The sequence below is a fragment of the Streptomyces telluris genome, from assembly GCF_024519335.1.
GTDB classification, from domain to species: Bacteria; Actinomycetota; Actinomycetes; order Streptomycetales; family Streptomycetaceae; genus Streptomyces; species Streptomyces telluris.
Map to the genome: position 1 here is coordinate 12,312 of NZ_JANIID010000005.1, position 15,302 is coordinate 27,613.

At 73.4% G+C, this 15,302-nt stretch carries 13 protein-coding genes; 7 read left to right on the top strand and 6 right to left on the bottom strand.

The genetic code is table 11. The annotated features are described in order from the left end of the window. The first annotated feature begins 31 nt into the window (after positions 1–31). Genes NQU55_RS07650 through NQU55_RS07665 form a run of 4 tightly spaced genes read left to right on the top strand, consistent with a single transcriptional unit; the run spans position 32 to position 3,444 of the window. A complete protein-coding gene (locus tag NQU55_RS07650) occupies positions 32–997 on the top strand; it encodes an ABC transporter permease (RefSeq protein WP_168092500.1) in 966 nt (321 codons plus the stop codon). Next, positions 990–1,817: an ABC transporter permease gene (locus tag NQU55_RS07655; protein WP_168092501.1), complete on the top strand. Its 828-nt coding sequence runs from the start codon at positions 990–992 to the stop codon at positions 1,815–1,817. The genes NQU55_RS07650 and NQU55_RS07655 overlap by 8 nt, the downstream gene beginning before the upstream one ends. A gap of 41 nt (positions 1,818–1,858) precedes the next feature. Continuing rightward, positions 1,859–2,764, top strand: a complete 906-nt coding sequence (locus NQU55_RS07660; protein WP_168092512.1) for an ABC transporter ATP-binding protein — start codon at positions 1,859–1,861, stop codon at positions 2,762–2,764. Further along, complete coding sequence (locus NQU55_RS07665) at positions 2,752–3,444, top strand: ABC transporter ATP-binding protein (protein ID WP_168092502.1); 693 nt, start codon at positions 2,752–2,754, stop codon at positions 3,442–3,444. The genes NQU55_RS07660 and NQU55_RS07665 overlap by 13 nt, the downstream gene beginning before the upstream one ends. A gap of 57 nt (positions 3,445–3,501) precedes the next feature. On the opposite strand, the gene NQU55_RS07670 is transcribed toward NQU55_RS07665, so the two are convergent. Together NQU55_RS07670 and lysX are read right to left on the bottom strand one after the other, a co-directional pair. After that, complete coding sequence (locus tag NQU55_RS07670; RefSeq protein WP_240976302.1) at positions 3,502–4,446, bottom strand: DMT family transporter; 945 nt, start codon at positions 4,444–4,446, stop codon at positions 3,502–3,504. A 100-nt stretch (positions 4,447–4,546) separates the two neighbouring features. Continuing rightward, entirely contained in the window at positions 4,547–7,906 is a 3,360-nt protein-coding gene (lysX, locus tag NQU55_RS07675) for a bifunctional lysylphosphatidylglycerol synthetase/lysine--tRNA ligase LysX (RefSeq protein ID WP_168092503.1), read from the bottom strand. Between the two features lie 154 nt (positions 7,907–8,060). Here lysX and NQU55_RS07680 point away from each other — a divergent pair, with 154 nt between their 5' ends. After that, positions 8,061–8,255 (top strand): hypothetical protein, encoded by a 195-nt coding sequence (locus NQU55_RS07680; RefSeq protein WP_058042787.1) that lies wholly within the window; start codon positions 8,061–8,063, stop codon positions 8,253–8,255. Between the two features lie 94 nt (positions 8,256–8,349). Here NQU55_RS07680 and NQU55_RS07685 read toward each other — a convergent pair whose 3' ends face one another. From NQU55_RS07685 to NQU55_RS07695, 3 genes are all read right to left on the bottom strand, one after another. Beyond that, positions 8,350–9,756 carry a family 2B encapsulin nanocompartment shell protein gene (locus NQU55_RS07685; protein ID WP_168092504.1) on the bottom strand — a complete coding sequence of 469 codons (1,407 nt, stop codon included), beginning with the start codon at positions 9,754–9,756 and terminating at the stop codon, positions 8,350–8,352. Positions 9,757–9,860: 104 nt separating this feature from the next. Then, the gene (locus NQU55_RS07690; protein WP_168092505.1) at positions 9,861–11,273 is read right to left on the bottom strand and encodes a family 2B encapsulin nanocompartment shell protein; all 1,413 of its coding nucleotides are present in this window, start codon (positions 11,271–11,273) and stop codon (positions 9,861–9,863) included. A gap of 134 nt (positions 11,274–11,407) precedes the next feature. Then, entirely contained in the window at positions 11,408–12,604 is a 1,197-nt protein-coding gene (locus tag NQU55_RS07695) for a phosphodiester glycosidase family protein (protein ID WP_256790136.1), read from the bottom strand. 267 nt (positions 12,605–12,871) lie between these two features. Here NQU55_RS07695 and NQU55_RS07700 point away from each other — a divergent pair, with 267 nt between their 5' ends. Both NQU55_RS07700 and NQU55_RS07705 read left to right on the top strand, forming a co-directional pair. Then, positions 12,872–13,768 carry a phosphatidylinositol-specific phospholipase C/glycerophosphodiester phosphodiesterase family protein gene (locus tag NQU55_RS07700; protein ID WP_168092507.1) on the top strand — a complete coding sequence of 299 codons (897 nt, stop codon included), beginning with the start codon at positions 12,872–12,874 and terminating at the stop codon, positions 13,766–13,768. Positions 13,769–13,860: 92 nt separating this feature from the next. Continuing rightward, positions 13,861–14,286: a hypothetical protein gene (locus tag NQU55_RS07705; protein WP_168092508.1), complete on the top strand. Its 426-nt coding sequence runs from the start codon at positions 13,861–13,863 to the stop codon at positions 14,284–14,286. Positions 14,287–14,332: 46 nt separating this feature from the next. Here NQU55_RS07705 and NQU55_RS07710 read toward each other — a convergent pair whose 3' ends face one another. Next, a complete protein-coding gene (locus tag NQU55_RS07710) occupies positions 14,333–15,217 on the bottom strand; it encodes a YceI family protein (protein ID WP_168092509.1) in 885 nt (294 codons plus the stop codon). Between the last annotated feature and the right edge of the window lie 85 nt (positions 15,218–15,302).

Consider the following 15,302-nt stretch of genomic DNA (forward strand, 5'->3'; position numbering starts at 1 on the left):
CCGCGCCGCCGCCGGGCTCCCGTGGGGGCCCATGGCGCGCATGGCCGGACGGCGGCTGCTGGCCGCCGTCCCCGTGCTCGCCGCCGTCACCTTCGGGGTCTTCGCGATCGCCGCGGCCTCGCCGTTCGACCCCGCCAAGGCCTACGCCGGCAGCGCCGGGCTCGGCGCCCGCCAGGACGTCCTCGACCAGCTGCGCGACAACCTCGGCGCCGACCGGCCCTTCACCGCCCGCTGGTGGGACTGGCTGACCTCCGCCCTCACCGGCGACCTCGGCACCTCCGCGGCCCTGCGCCAGCCCGTCGCCCAGGTCATCGGCGAACGCATCGGCTGGTCCGTGCTGCTGTGCGGCATCGCCTTCGCCCTGGCCGTGACCGCCGGCACCGTGCTCGGCGTCCTCGCGGCGCGCCGCCGGGGCGGCCTGTTCGACCGGGCCGTGACCTCCGTGGCGTACGCGCTCGAAGCCGCCCCGCCCTTCTGGCTCGGCCTCCTCGCCGTCTGGCTCTTCTCCCTCAAGCTCGGCGCCCTGCCCGCCGGCGGGCTCACCGACACCGGAAGCGACGTCGCCACGCCCGGCCAGGTCGCCTCCCACGTCGTCCTGCCCGCGGCGGTGCTCGCCGTCTCCCAGCTGCCCTGGTTCGTGCTCTACGTGCGCCAGGGCGTCGGCGACGCGCTGGACGAGGACCCCGTGCGGGGCGCCCGCGCCCGCGGCCTGCGCGAACGGACCGTCCTCCTCGGCCACGCCCTGCGCTCCGGGCTGCTGCCCGTCCTCACCCTCGTCGGCTCCCGCGTCCCCGAGCTCATCACGGGCGCCCTGCTGGTGGAGACCGTCTTCAGCTGGCCCGGCATCGCCTCCGCGACCGTCGAGGCCGCAACCAAGGTCGACTTCCCGCTGCTCGCCGCCCTGACCGTCCTCGCGACGGCGGCGGTCCTGGTGGGGAACCTGCTGTCCGACCTGCTGTACGGGCTGGCCGACCCGAGGGTGGGCTTCGATGGCTGACCCCCGCCCGCGTGCGCGCGTCTCCGCCGCCGTGACGGCCGCCGTCGTCCTCACCGTGCTGGTCGTCCCGCTCGCCGTGCCCCTGGACCAGCAGGCCGTCGACCTCGCCGCCAAGCTGCGGCCGCCCTCGTGGGCCCACCCCTTCGGCACCGACGAGGTGGGCCGCGACCTGCTGCTGCGCAGCGTCTACGGGCTCCGCGTCTCGCTCCTCGTCGGCGTCGCCGCGGCCCTCGCCGCGACCGTCATCGGCACGGCGGTCGGCGCGGTCGCGGGCGCCCTCGGCGGCTGGACGGACCGTGTGCTGATGCGGCTCGTCGACCTCTTCTCGTCCGTGCCGCACCTGCTGCTCGGCATCTTCGTCGTCACGATGTTCCGCCCCGGCGTCTGGCCGGTGGTCGCCTCCGTCGTCGTCACGCACTGGCTGTCGACGGCGCGGATCGTCCGCGCCGAGGTGCTGTCCCTGCGCTCGCGCCCGTACGTCGACGCGGCGGTGTCCGGCGGCGCGTCGCGGTGGCGCGTGGCCGTCCGCCACCTGCTGCCGGCCGTGCTGCCCCAGGCGGGGCTCGCGGCGGTGCTGATGATCCCGCACGCCATCTGGCACGAGTCCGCCCTGTCGTTCCTCGGCCTGGGCCTGCCCACGCACCAGGCGAGCCTCGGCAACATGGTCCAGAGCGCGCGCGGCTCCCTCCTCGCGGGCGACTGGTGGCCGACGCTCTTCCCCGGGCTGTTCATCATCGTCCCCACGCTGGCCGTGGCGGGCCTGGCGGCCGCGTGGCGGGAACGGCTCAACCCGCGCCGCCGATCGGAGCTGAGCCTGTGAGTCCCGTACTGTCCGTGGACGACCTCTCCGTACGCTTCCGGATGCGCGGCGGCCGCGAGATCGCCGCCGTCACCGGCGCCTCGTTCGAGCTGCGCCCCGGTGAGTGCCTCGCCCTCATCGGCGAGAGCGGCTGCGGCAAGTCCGTCCTGGCCTCCGCCCTGCTCGGCCTGCTGCCCCGCAACGCCCGGGCCACCGGCCGGGCCTTCCTGGGCGACCTCGACCTCCTGGCCGCCGACGAGCGCACCCTCGCCCGCACCGTACGCGGCCGCCGCATCGGCCTCGTCCCGCAGAGCCCCTCCGCCCACCTCACCCCCGTCCGCACGGTGCGCTCCCAGCTGGAGGAGACCGTCCGTGAGCTGACGGGCCTGCGCAAGGCCGGGCTGCGCGAAGCCGCCGAAGCCGCCGCCGAACGGGCCGCCTTCCCCGCCACCCACCTGGACCGCCACCCCCACCAGCTCTCCGGCGGCCTCGCCCAGCGCGCCGCCACCGCGCTCGCCCTCGTCGGCGACGCCCCGCTCCTGCTCGCCGACGAACCCACGACCGGCCTCGACCGCGACCTCGTCGACCGCACGGTGGACGAACTGCGGCGGCACGCCGACACCGGCCGCGCCCTGCTGATGATCACCCACGACCTCGCGGCGGCCCGGCGCATCGCCGACCGCGTCGCCGTCATGTACGCGGGCCGCATCGTCGAGATCGCCGGAGCCTCCGCCTTCTTCGGCGCGCCCGGCCCCCGCCACCCCTACGCCCGCGCCCTGCTCGACGCCCTGCCCGAGCGGGCCTTCACCCCCATCCCGGGCATGCCCCCCGAACTCGGCGACCTGCCCGGCGGCTGCGCCTTCGCCCCCCGCTGCGCACGGGCGACCGCACGGTGCGGGACGCTCCCGGAGCCCGTCGGCGGCGTGGCCTGCCACCACCCGGAGGAGGCGACCGCATGCTCGAACTGAGCCGTATCACCGCCGGCTACGACCGGCGCGCGCCCGTCGTCCGCGAGGTCTCGCTGACGGTCGGGTCCGGCCGCTCCGTCGGTCTGCTAGGCCCCAGCGGCTGCGGCAAGTCCACCCTGGCCCGGGTGGCCGCCCTGCTGCACCGGCCGGACTCCGGGACCGTCGTCGTCGACGGCGCCCCCGTCCGCGGCTGGCGCCACCGCGCCCCGCGCGAGCAGCGCACGGCCTTCGGCGTCGTCTTCCAGCAGCCGCGCCTCGCCGCGGACCCGCGCATGCGGCTCGCCGACCTGATCGCGGAGCCGCTGCGGGCCACGGGCCGCCGCAACGAGGCCGCGGAGGCGGTCGCCGGGCTGGCCGAACGCGTCGGCCTCTCCCGGGAACTGCTCGGCCGTCGCCCGCACGAGGTCAGCGACGGCCAGCTCCAGCGGGCCTGCCTGGCCCGGGCCCTCGTCCTGCGCCCGCGCTGGCTGATCTGCGACGAGATGACGGCGATGCTGGACGCGTCGACGGCGGCGGCACTCGTGGCGGCGGTCGAGACCTACCGCGCCGAGAGCGGGGCGGGCCTGCTGGCGGTGGGACACGACAGCGTGCTGCTGAACCGCTGGTGCGACGAGACGGTGCGGTGGGACGAGCTGGGCGCCGAGGACGCGTCCGGCCCGCTCGCAAAGGACGTCCGCTAAGAAAATCAAGCCCGTCCGGCGTCTGAGGACCGGGGTCCGGGCGGAGCCCCGTGCGGACTAGCGCCGGCTGTCCACGAGCTCACGCTCGGCCGCAGCAGGCTCCACCCGCTCCGGCTCCGGCGCCTTCGGGGGCGCCTTCCGTACGGTGGCGACGGCGACACCCGCGAGCACCAGCAGCCCGCCCCCGACCGCGTTGAGCGACGGCAGGTTCCCCAGGAACGCCGCGTCGAGGCCGAGCGCGGCGACCGGCACCGCGTACAGCACCAGCGAAGCCGTCGACGCCGTCGTGGCCCGCAGGGTCCGCGACCAGGTCCAGAAGGCCATCGCGGTGCAGCCCAGGCCCAGCCAGAGCACCGCCAGCGTGCGGTGGCCGTCGGCCGCCGCGATCTGCCCCACCGCTTGAGGGGCGAGCGGCAGCAGCGGCACCATGCCGAACAGGCTGCCGTAGAAGACGCATTCCGCGCCCGAGTACCGCTTGAGCAGCGGCTTCTGCAGGGCGAAGGACGTCGCCTGGGTCGCGGCGGCGGCGAGCACCATGAGCGCGCCCATGAGCGAACCGCTGCCGCCGCCCGCGGTGACGGCGACGGTGAGCGCGCCGGTGAGCGCCACGGCGAGACCGGCCAGGCCCCGCGTGCCGGGCCGGTCGCCCAGGAAGGCCATGCCGAGCGCGGTGGTGAAGACCGGGGACGCGGCGATCAGCATGGCCGCGGTGCCCGCGTCCACGCTCTGCTCGCCGGCGCACAGCAGCACCTGGTAGGCCGTCATGCCGGTCAGGCCGAAGGCCGCCATGCGCAGCGCGTCGCCGCGGTGCAGCCGGCCGATGCGCCCGAGGAACAGGCACGGCAGGAGGACGGCGATGGTGATGGCCATGCGCAGGAGTGCGACGGAGGCCGGGGAGTAGTCCGGCAGCGCCACCTGGATGGCGGTGAAGGCGGAGCCCCACAGCAGCGCGGTCGCCGCCATCGGTGCCCACGGGGTTCGGGTGCGCTGTGCCGAGGTCATATTCGCAAGCTAACAACGGCGGATCTATAAGGCAAATAAAGGATTCTATCCTCTCCTCAAAGGGAGTCTTTGAGGTGTCTGTGCGGGGTCCCTCCCGCGGTCAGCGCCTGCGTACCAGCGGGAACGGCAGCGTCTCCCGGATCGACAGCCCCGTCAGGAACATCACCAGCCGGTCCACCCCGATCCCGAGCCCGCCCGTCGGCGGCATCGCGTACTCCAGCGCCCGCAGGAAGTCCTCGTCCAGCTCCATCGCCTCCGGGTCGCCGCCCGCCGCCAGCAGCGACTGCGCGGTCAGCCGGCGCCGCTGCTCGATGGGGTCGATCAGCTCCGAGTACGCGGTGCCCAGCTCGGTGCCGAAGGCCACCAGGTCCCAGCGCTCGGCGAGCCGCGGATCGTCGCGGTGCGGGCGCGTGAGCGGCGAGACGTCGGTGGGGAAGTCCTTGTAGAAGACGGGCAACTGGGTGCGCTCCTCGACCAGCCGCTCGTACATCTCCAGCACGATGTCCCCGCGCCCGTCCTCCGGCCGGTGCGGCACCCCGGCCGCGTCGCAGTGCCGCCGCAGCGCCCCCACCGGAGTGTCCGCGTCGATCTGCTCGCCGAGCGCCTCGGAGACCGCGCCGTAGACGGTCTTCACCGGCCACGGCCCCGAGATGTCGTGCTCGACCGGCCTGCCCCCGGCGTCCGCCCGCAGCGCCACGGCCGACCCGTGGGCGGCGACGGCGGCGGCCTGGATCAGCTCGCGCGTCAGGTCGAGCATCACGTCGTAGTCCGCGAACGCCTGGTACGCCTCCAGCATCGTGAATTCCGGATTGTGCTTGTACGACACGCCCTCGTTGCGGAACGTGCGGCCCATTTCGAAGACCTTCTCCATGCCGCCCACGCACAGCCGCTTCAGGTAGAGCTCCGGCGCGATCCGCAGGTACAGGTCGAGGTCGTAGGCGTTGATGTGCGTGGTGAACGGCCGGGCGTTGGCGCCGCCGTGGATCTGCTGGAGCATGGGCGTCTCCACCTCCAGGAAGCCGCGGTCGAGCAGCCCCTGGCGCAGCGCCTGCACGGCCGCGCTGCGCGCCTGCACCGTCTTGCGCGCCTCCGGCGAGACGGTCAGATCCACGTAGCGCATGCGCACCCGTGCCTCGGGGTCGCTCAGGCCGTGCCGCTTGTCGGGCAGGGGGCGCAGGCACTTCGCGGTCATCCGGGCGCTGCCGACGAAGACGGTGAGCTCGCCGCGGTCGGTGGTGCCGATCTCGCCCTCCGCCTCGATGTGGTCGCCGAGGTCGACGTGCGTGGCGAAGCGCCGCAGCCCCTCCCGGCCGCAGTCCTCCCGGGTGAAGGTCAGCTGCAGGTCGCCGGACCAGTCGCGGAGGACGGCGAACGCGACGCCGCCGTGGTTGCGGACCAGCAGCACGCGGCCGGTCACCGTCGCCCGCTCGCCCGTGCGGGAGGACGGCTTGAGCCCCGCGTGGGCGGCGCGGATCGCGGCGAGGGTGTGCGTACGGCGGGCGTCGACCGGATACGGCTCCACGCCCGCCGCCCGCAGCAGCTCCAGCTTCCGCCGCCGCACCCGCACCTGCTCCGGCAGGCCCGCGAGCCCGTCCCGCCCCGCCTCCTCGGCCCCGGTCTCCAGGCCGAGCTCGGAGAGCGGCGGCAGCCCGGCGGTGGACGCCGGGCTGGTGATGCCCCGGGCCCGCCCGCGGTTCCACAGCTGGCCCAGGCTGGGCACCGCGACGAACCCCTCGGCGATGCCGGCGGCGAGCCCGATCCGCGCCAGGGCGCCCGCGTCCGCGTAGCACAGGAAGCGCGGGTGCCACTCCGGGTTGTACTTCACGTTCGAGCGGTAGAGGGCCTCCAGCTGCCACCACTTGGAGAAGAACAGCAGGAGCTTGCGCCACAGCCGCAGCACCGGCCCCGCACCGATCCGCGCGCCCTCCTCGAACGCGGAGCGGAAGACCGCGAAGTTCAGCGAGATGCGCTTCACGCCGAACCGCCCGGCCTGCGCGCACAACTGGGTGACCATGAACTCCATGACGCCGTTGGGCGCGGCCCGGTCACGGCGCATCACGTCGAGCGAGACCCCGTCCCGCCCCCACGGCACGAACGACAGCAGGGCGATCATCGTCCCCTCGCTGTCGAACGCCTCCACCAGCAGGCAGTCGCCGTCGGCAGGATCGCCGAGCCGTCCCAGCGCCATCGAGAAGCCACGCTCGGTCTCGGTGTCCCGCCAGGCGTCCGCGCGGTGGATGACCTCGCGCATCTCCTCGTCGGTGAGCGCCGAGTGGCGGCGGATGCGGACGGTGGCACCGGTGCGTTCCACGCGGTTGACGGCCTGCCGCGTCACCCGCATCTCGCGCCCGTCCAGGTCGAACGAGGCGACCTGCAGGATCGCTTCGTCCCCGAGCTGGAGCGCGCCCAGGCCCGAGCGGGCGTACGCCTTCGCGCCCGCCTCGCTGGCCCCCATCACGGCCGGCTGCCAGCCGTAGCGGCCCGCGACCTCCAGCCACGCGTCGATCGCCGGCGTCCACGCCTCCGGATCGCCCAGCGGGTCGCCGGAGGCCAGGCAGACGCCCGCCTCCACCCGGTAGGTCACCGCCGCCTTGCCGCTGGGGGAGAAGACCACCGCCTTGTCCCGGCGGGTCGCGAAGTAGCCCAGCGAGTCCCGGCCGCCGTAGCGGGCCAGCAGGGCGCGGATCCGGGGCTCCTCGTCGTCGTGGAGTGCCGCCTCCAGGCGCTGCGAGCGGAAGAGCGACATGGCGGCGTTGAGCAGCGCCAGCGCGCCGAGCAGCCCGAGCAGGAAGTACAGCCAGTGCGGCGGGTGGCCGGTGAAGTGCCGCCCGCTCACCAGCCCGCCGCACACCTTGTTGGCGACGAACAGCAGCCGGTTGCCGCCCCCGGGCTCCAGCGTGCCGGGGAACAGCGACACCAGGCCCCAGCCCACCAGGATGGCCACCGCGAGCCCCGCCGCCAGCACGAGCGAGGCCCGCAGGAACGCGCCCCGCCGTGACGCCGCGTAGAACTCCCGGCGGGCCAGGATCAGCAGCGCCATCGCGGCCACGCACAGCACGAGCGAGGGGATCGTGTCCCAGTAACCCACCACCAGCAGCAGGACGTCCGCGACCAGAAGCAGGCTCAGATAGGCGAGGACGAACCAGAGCGTGACCCGCTTGCGGGCGGCCATCGCCGCCGCGAGGAGCAGCAGGAAGACGGCGTAGGCCAGGTTCGGGGCGGTGGGGACGGTCAGCGTGTCCAGCGCCTCCGTCAGCGGCAGCGCCGCCCGCCGCAGCGGCATGATCAGGGAAGTGATCGCACAGAACAGGCCGAGGGCGCCGAAGAAGATCGCAAATCCGTTCGGCACCCGGTGCAGCAGCCGCCGCCACGCGGACTCGCGCTCCCCGCTCTCCCGGCCCTGCGGAACCGGTGCGGGCCGCTCCGCGGAAGGCCTGCTGTCGGCGGCTGTGCGGCTCATTCCGCCAGCCTAGGCACCCCGCGGACGGCCTGCCTGCCGAGCGCACCGACCCGGACGGCCACGCTCGTACCTGAATGGAGTACACCTGCTGCCCCGGGCCGGGGCGCTGTGTGGGCCAGACTGACGGACAACCGCTCCGCCGAGGAGGTTCGCCATGGCCATTTCGATCTCCGTGGTCCTGCTGTTGCTCGTCCTGGTGGTCGTGTTCATGCGCAGCGGCTCGCTGCGCATGTCGAACGCCCTGGTCTGCGTCCTGCTCGGCTTTCTCCTCGCGAGTACGAGCATCGCGCCGACCATCTCCGACGGCCTGGCCACCACGACGCGCATCGTGAGCGGCGTACGGCCCTGACGACGCCCGGGCCGGGCCCCGCTGTCAGGGGGACCCGGCCCGGGATTCCGCCGGTCGTGCTTCCGGCGCCCGCCGCTTCCGGCGCTCGTTGCTCCTAGCGGCCGATCTCGACGTCCTCCAGGACGCCCAGGGCGTCCGGCACCAGGATCGCCGCCGAGAAGTAGGCGCTCACCAGGTACGAGGAGATCGCCTGCTCGTTGATGCCCATGAACCGGACGTTGAGGCTCGGCTGGAACTCGTCCGGGATGCCGGTCTGGTGCAGGCCCACGACGCCCTGGTTGTCCTCGCCGGTCCGCATGGCGAGGATCGAGCTCGTCCCCGACTCGCTCACCGGGATCTTGTTGCAGGGCAGCAGCGGCACTCCGCGCCACGAGCGCACCGAGGAGCCCAGGACGTCGATGGACTGCGGGTACAGACCCCGGCTGGTGCACTCGCGGCCGAACGCGGCGATGGTGCGCGGGTGGGCGAGGAGGAACTGGGTCTTGCGGCGGCGCGCCAGCAGCTCGTCGAGGTCGTCGGGGGTGGGCGGGCCGCTGCGGGTGTGGATGCGCTGGCTCATGTCCGCGTTGTGCAGCAGGCCGAACTCGCGGTTGTTGACGATCTCGTGCTCCTGGCGCTCGCGCAGCGCCTCGACCGTCAGCCGCAGCTGCTGCTCGAGCTGGCTCATCGGGTCGTTGTAGAGGTCGGCGACGCGGGTGTGGACCCGGAGCACGGTCTGGGCGACGCTCAGCTCGTACTCGCGGGGGGAGAGCTCGTAGTCGACGAAGGTGCCGGTGATGGCGGGCTCGCCGATGTGGCCCGAGGTGATGGCGATGTCGGCCTCACCGCGCTTGTTCTGCGCCCGCGCCGGGCGGGAGGCGTACGCCGCGACGTGCTCGCGCAGCGCCTCCGACCGCTCGGCCAGCGCCTGGAAGGCCTGCAGGGGAAGGGCCAGGACCGTACAGCGCGTGACGGCGCGGACGGTGAACCCCCAGGTGCCGTCCGGCTCCAGAGGGACCTGCTCGCCGAAGTAGTCCCCGTCGGCCAGCACGCCGAGCACGGTCTCGTCGCCGTACTTGCCGGTGCCCGTCTTGTTGAGCTTGCCGTGGGCGACGAGGAAGATGTGGTCGGCCGGGGCGCCGGCTTCGACGAGGGTGTCGCCCGCCGCGTACTCGCGCTGGACGAAGCCGTCCGCCAGCGCCTCCAGCGTGTCGTTGTCCCCGAAGTCCCGCAGCAGCGGGAGCTCCCCGAGCTCCGGCGGGATGACCCGGACCTCCGAGCCGGTGGAGATGAACTCGACCCGGCCGTCCCCCACGGTGTACGTGAGCCGCCTGTTCACCCGGTAGGTGCCGGCGGACACCTGCACCCAGGGCAGCACGCGCAGGAGCCAGCGGGAGGAGATCCCCTGCATCTGCGGTACGGACTTGGTCGTCGTGGCGAGCTGGCGTGCCGCTGTGGTGCCGAGGCTGAGCTGTGCCTCCGTGGCCGATGCGACCTGGCCGGACTCCACTGACGTGGTCATAGCTGGTGATCACCCATCTGTATGCGGTACGGGGCGCGGATTCGCGGTGCGGTGCGTGGTGCGGGCGGTCCCCGGCGGCTGCGGCCGGGGACCGGTGGCCGGGGTCAGTGGCCGATTTCGACGTTCTCCAGAATTCCGAGGGCGTCCGGCACCAGCACGGCGGTGGAGTAGTAGGCGCTCACCAGGTAGGAGATGATGGCCTGTTCGCTGATGCCCATGAAGCGCACCGAGAGGCTCGGCTTGTATTCATCGGGAATTCCCGTCCGGTGCAGCCCGACGACACCCCGGGATTCCTCTCCGGTGCGCATCAGGAGCACGGAACTGGTGCCGTTCTCGGAAATCGGGATCTTGTTGCACGGGAAGATGGGAATTCCACGCCAGGCGGGCACGGAGTGGCCGCCGACGGCGGCGGGGTCCGGATAGACGCCCCGGCGGTTGAACTCCCGGGCGATGGCCGCGATCGTCCGCGGGTGGGCCAGCAGGAAGCTCGGGTCCTTCCAGACCGTGGCCAGCAGCTCGTCGAGGTCGTCCGGGGTGGGCGGGCCGCTGCGGGTGTGGATGCGCTGCTTGAGGTCCGCGTTGTGCAGCAGGCCGAACCGGCGGTTGTTGACCATCTCGTGCTCCTGCCGCTCGCGCAGGGCCTCGATGGTCAGCCGCAGCTGCTGCTCGACCTGGTTCATGGGCTCGTTGTAGAGGTCGGCGACGCGCGTGTGGACACGCAGCACGGTCTGGGCGACGCTCAGCTCGTACTCGCGGGGGGAGAGCTCGTAGTCGGCGAAGACGCCCGGCAGCGCCGGCTCGCCCGAGTGGCCGGAGGCCACGGCGATCGCGGACTCGCCGTGCTCGTTCTGCGGGCGGGCGGTGGTGGCGCGGAACGCCTCCACGTGGGACCGCAGCCCGGCCGCCCCCTCCATGACCTCGTGGAACGCCTGGCGCGGCATCGTCAGCACGGTGCAGGCGGTGACGGCCTTGACGGTGAAGTCCCAGTTGCTCTCCGACGCAGCGGCCAGGGCCCGGTCGCCGAAGTAGCCGCCATCGGCCAGGACGCCGAGGACGGCCGGATCGCCGTACTCGCCCTCGCGGATCTTGTTGAGCTTGCCGTGGGCGATCAGGACCACCTGGTCCGCCGGCTGCCCGGCCTCCACGACGACGTCGCCCGGGCGGAACTCCCGCTGGGTGAAGCGGCCCGCGAGCGCTTCGAGCACCTCGGGGTCGTCGAAGCCGCGCAGCAGCGGGAGCTCGCCCAGCTCCGCCGGGATGACCCGGACGTCGGCACCGGTCGAGACGAACTCCACCCGGCCGTCGCCGAGGGTGTGCGTCAGACGCCGGTTGACCCGGTACGTACCGCCCGGGACGTGTACCCAGGACAGCATCCGCAGCAGCCACCGCGAGGTGATTCCCTGCATCTGCGGAACGGACTTTGTCGTGGTCGCCAGATTCCGTGCGGCCTCGGTGCCCAGGCTCAGCCGGCCGGGACCGTTATTGCCGTCGGTGCCGGTCTCCACTGACGTCGTCATATGCGAATGCCCACCCATCCGTTATGGAAACAGGCCGCTGCGGGCCTGCTGAAGAATTCCCCTGGCCGCCCCCGAAGCTAGCAGTGGGATATAGGTGGGCGCAGTCACTCAAAAGGGTGGATTGATCGATGATGTTACGTTCGGAGGAAAACGCCGATGCCGTTTGCCACCGGCCGCTCGGCCCCGCCGGACGGATGATTGCGGACCAGCGTCCGGCCGCTGTCCGGATCGCGGGTGACCAGTGTGCTCGACCCGCCGCCGTCCAGGTTGACGGCGTCGTTCGCACCCAGATCGCGCATCAGGTCGGCGAGCTCGGCGACCGTGAGTCCCGTCCGGTAGTCGGCGGCTCCGTCCAGCGCCAGCAGGTAGAACAGCCGCCCCTCGTCGCTCAGGCCCGCGGCGGTCCGCACGGCGGAGGTCGCACCGTCGAGCCCGGAGAGCGGCCGGCCGTCGCGCAGCACGGGGAAGCCGCCGATGGCGAAGCGCAGCGCGCCGCCGTGCGCCGGCTTCAGCCGGTCGTGGACGCGCACGGCGTCACCGACCTTGAGCTTGCGCAGCTCCCGGGCTCCTGCGTCCCGCCCGACGAGCACCAGCGTGCCGGAGGCGATCGCGCCGCGGCCGGGCTTGTGCGCCGAGGCCGTCACCTTGCCGTTCCGGACGGTCAGTTCGTGGGTCTCGTCGGTGCAGGGCGCGCCCCTGCTGGTGTCCGTGCCGCAGGTGGCGCGGACCCGTGAGGCCGTGCCCCAGGAGGGGGTGTACACGCCGATGCCGCCGACCGGCAGGGCGTACTGGTTCAGGCCGCGCAGCGGCAGCGTCCTGCCCTCGGCGGTCACGGTGCCCTCCAGGGTGAGCCGGTCCAGCCGGCCCCTGTCGTCGGTGCCGAGGCCGATGACGTCCCGGGTGTTCACACCGGGAGGCATCGCCGGTCCGAAGCGCTGCCCGTTCGGCACGGCCGCGCCGAGGCGGCGGCCGTTCGCGATGGAGGGCCCGACCGGTGCGCCCGTCGCCTCGACCCCCGGGTGCTGGGTTTCCGTGATATTGAAGAAGTCGCCGTTGACCCCGGCGACCGCGTCCTCGTCGGCCGTCATCCGGGAGACCGTCGACCTCGCGGCGACGGAGCCCGGGTGGAGCAGGTCGAGCGAGACGTCGGGTCGGCTCAGATCGACCCTCAGCATGTGCCCGTACGCCGGGCCGTGGGAGCCCGGCAGGGAGAACTCGCGGTACTCCACGCCCGGTGCGACCGGTGCCAGGGAGCGGTACTGCAGTACGGGCCGGTCGCCGGCATCCGCCCGAGCGAGGCCTCCGCCGCCGATCAGCGCGGCCCATGCCACCAGAATCGTCAGTACCGAGCGCGTGCTTCTTCTGCGTCTCTTCACAGTCACCCCAGAGGTCCCGTCAACTCTGGCACGTAGCAGAACAGTTCACCATGCCCCGAAAGAACGACAGGCAACGCGCCGACGTCGACGCAGGTAACTCTCGGCACATCTCTGCCCAGAGGCCTGTCCGGCCCGGATACTCACAGGTGCCGGCAGGTGCACGCACCGCGGCACACTGGCACACACCGGCCCGGGAGTTCCTGGAGAACTGGGAGAGCCGCCATGAGTCTTCGCACGCGCCGCTCAGCCGTCGTCGGCCTAGGAGCCGCCCTCGGCGCCGCGCTCACGGGGTCCTTCGCGACCCCGGGCTCCGCCACCCCGGCCCTCGCCGGGCCGGCGGCGGGGCGCGATGCGTCCGGCGCGCCGGACGCACCGCCCCTGCGCCGGGCGCACGCGCACAACGACTACGAGCACACCCACCCCCTCGCCGATGCGCTCTCCCACGGGTTCGGCAGCGTCGAGGCGGACATATGGCTCGTCGGCGGCCGGCTGCTCGTCGCCCACGACGCCTCGGGCCTCGACCCGTCCCGCACGCTCGAAGCCCTCTACCTCGACCCGCTGGAGCGCCGGGTCAGAGCCGGTCACGGCCGCGTCTACCCGGGCCACAACCTCTCGTTGCAGCTCCTCGTCGACATCAAGACCGACGGCGCGGCGGCCTATCGGGAGCTCTCGCGGCGCCTGCGCCGCTACGGCACGCTGTTCACGTCCTGCGCCGACGGGCGGATCCGCCGCGGTGCCGTCACGGCGGTCGTCTCGGGTGACCGCGGCGCGCGGGGGCCGATGGCCGGGGAGCGGCTGCGGCACGCCTTCTACGACGGCCGGCTCGCCGATCTGGGCGGCGGTTCGCCCGCGTCGTTCATCCCTCTGGTGAGCGACAACTGGAGCGCCGGCTTCGGCTGGCAGGGCGTCGGCCCGATGCCGGCCGCGGAGCGGGCCCGGCTCCGGCGGATCGTGTCCGCCGCGCACGCCGAGGGCCGGCGCGTGCGGTTCTGGGCCACACCCGACCGGCCGGGCCCGGCGCGCGAGGCCGTGTGGCGGGAACTGCTCTCCGCCGGCGTGGACGTGCTCAACACCGACGATCTGGCCGGCCTGGAGGGGTTCCTGCGCGCGGCGGGCTGAGCGCCGCACGGAATGTCCGGGTCCGGGGTGGAACGTGTAGCGGTTCCGTCACCGCCCGCCGGTGCGTGCCCGTCCGGCGGGACGCTGGCCGCATGGCCACTCCACCTGGACCGCCGTACGGGCCGCCTGCGGGTCCTCCTCCGGGCGGCTTCGGCCCCGCCCAGCCGCCGTGGGGCACGCCGCCGCCCCCGCCTCCGCGCCGGGGCGGCGGCGGTCGGCGTGCCGCACTGCTCGTCGTCGCCCTGGTGGCGGCGGCCGGGCTCGGCCTGGGGACCTTCCTGGTCGTCGGCGGCAAGAGCACGGAGCCGGGCAGGCCGGGCGGCGGGAGCGAGCCCGGCGGCCCGGGCGCGGCGACGTCGTCGCCTTCGCTCACCGTCCCGAGCGGGTTTCCGTCGCAATGGCCGACCGCCCTGCCGTCCGGTCTGCCCAGCGGTCTGCCCACGTCCTTGCCCACGAGCCTGCCGAGCGGCCTCCCTTCGGGCCTGCTCCCGTTCGCGGGCAACGGCGGCCGGGGCTGACGGCCGGGTTCACCGCCGGGTGCGCGGCCAGGGGGCGTACGGGACGTCAGCCGGCCGGCGGCTGCTGCTCCGGAACGGCCTGGATGTCCAGCTCGATCCTGATGGTCGCGCCGATCATGGCGATGCCGCGCCGGAGCATGGAACGCCAGTCCAGGGTGAAGTCCTCGCGGTGCAGCTCGGTGGAGGCCGAGCAGGCCGTGCGGGTCTCGCCCATGATGCCGGTGCCGAGCCCCAGGTAGCGGGTGTCGAGGGCGATGTTCCGGCTGACGCCGTGCAGGTTGAGCACGCCCTGCACCGTCCAGTGCGAGCCGCCGCGATGCACGAAGTGCTCGCTGGTGAACTGCATGTACGGGTAGTTGGCGACGTCCAGGAACTCCGGCGAGCGCAGGTGCTCGTCGCGCTGTGCGACCCCGGTGTCGATGCTGGCCGTGTCGATCACGACGTCGATGCGGGAGTGCCGCAGGTCCTCCGTGATCCAGAGGGTGCCCTCGAAGCGGTTGAAGCGGCCGTGCACCTCGGCGAGGCCGATGTGCCGGGCGATGAAGCGCACCGCCGTGTGGTCCGGGTCGATGCGCCACGCGCCCGGCGCGGGCATGGGCGGTGCCGGGGCGAGCTCCATCGCGAGGGTGCCGAGCGAGGTGCGGGTCTCCTCGGTGCAGGTGACGGTGCGCAGGACGGGGCGGAAGCCTTCGGCCGTCACCGAGACGCTGTACTCACCGGGGGCGACGGTCGTCGCGAAGCGGCCGTGCGGGTCGGTCTGACCGCGCACCACTTCGCGGCCGCCCGCGTCCCGCACGGAGACCTCGGCTCTGTGCAGGGGCGACTGCATCGGCTCCACGACGATGCAGTCGAGGGCCCCCGCTCCGAGCGGAATCGGCGCGGCCTCCGGGCGGGAGGGGCGCGTGAACCGGCGGAGCAGGGCGAAAGCCATCCCAAAGGGCCTTTCGGTGATGAGAAGGTGATTGAACTGTAGATCACCATATTCTGTCGCTGATAGGCAAAATCCTCGGGGTTGC

What these genes read in the sequence shown, in the direction of transcription:
- NQU55_RS07650 (WP_168092500.1), top strand. Translation starts at nt 32, where the DNA reads ATGGCGCGCATGGCCGGACGGCGGCTGCTGGCCGCCGTCCCCGTGCTC.
- NQU55_RS07655 (WP_168092501.1), top strand. Translation starts at nt 990, where the DNA reads ATGGCTGACCCCCGCCCGCGTGCGCGCGTCTCCGCCGCCGTGACGGCC.
- NQU55_RS07660 (WP_168092512.1), top strand. Translation starts at nt 1,859, where the DNA reads ATGCGCGGCGGCCGCGAGATCGCCGCCGTCACCGGCGCCTCGTTCGAG.
- NQU55_RS07665 (WP_168092502.1), top strand. Translation starts at nt 2,752, where the DNA reads ATGCTCGAACTGAGCCGTATCACCGCCGGCTACGACCGGCGCGCGCCC.
- NQU55_RS07670 (WP_240976302.1), bottom strand. Translation starts at nt 4,446, where the DNA reads ATGACCTCGGCACAGCGCACCCGAACCCCGTGGGCACCGATGGCGGCG.
- lysX (WP_168092503.1), bottom strand. Translation starts at nt 7,906, where the DNA reads ATGAGCCGCACAGCCGCCGACAGCAGGCCTTCCGCGGAGCGGCCCGCA.
- NQU55_RS07680 (WP_058042787.1), top strand. Translation starts at nt 8,061, where the DNA reads ATGGCCATTTCGATCTCCGTGGTCCTGCTGTTGCTCGTCCTGGTGGTC.
- NQU55_RS07685 (WP_168092504.1), bottom strand. Translation starts at nt 9,756, where the DNA reads ATGACCACGTCAGTGGAGTCCGGCCAGGTCGCATCGGCCACGGAGGCA.
- NQU55_RS07690 (WP_168092505.1), bottom strand. Translation starts at nt 11,273, where the DNA reads ATGACGACGTCAGTGGAGACCGGCACCGACGGCAATAACGGTCCCGGC.
- NQU55_RS07700 (WP_168092507.1), top strand. Translation starts at nt 12,872, where the DNA reads ATGAGTCTTCGCACGCGCCGCTCAGCCGTCGTCGGCCTAGGAGCCGCC.
- NQU55_RS07705 (WP_168092508.1), top strand. Translation starts at nt 13,861, where the DNA reads ATGGCCACTCCACCTGGACCGCCGTACGGGCCGCCTGCGGGTCCTCCT.
- NQU55_RS07710 (WP_168092509.1), bottom strand. Translation starts at nt 15,217, where the DNA reads ATGGCTTTCGCCCTGCTCCGCCGGTTCACGCGCCCCTCCCGCCCGGAG.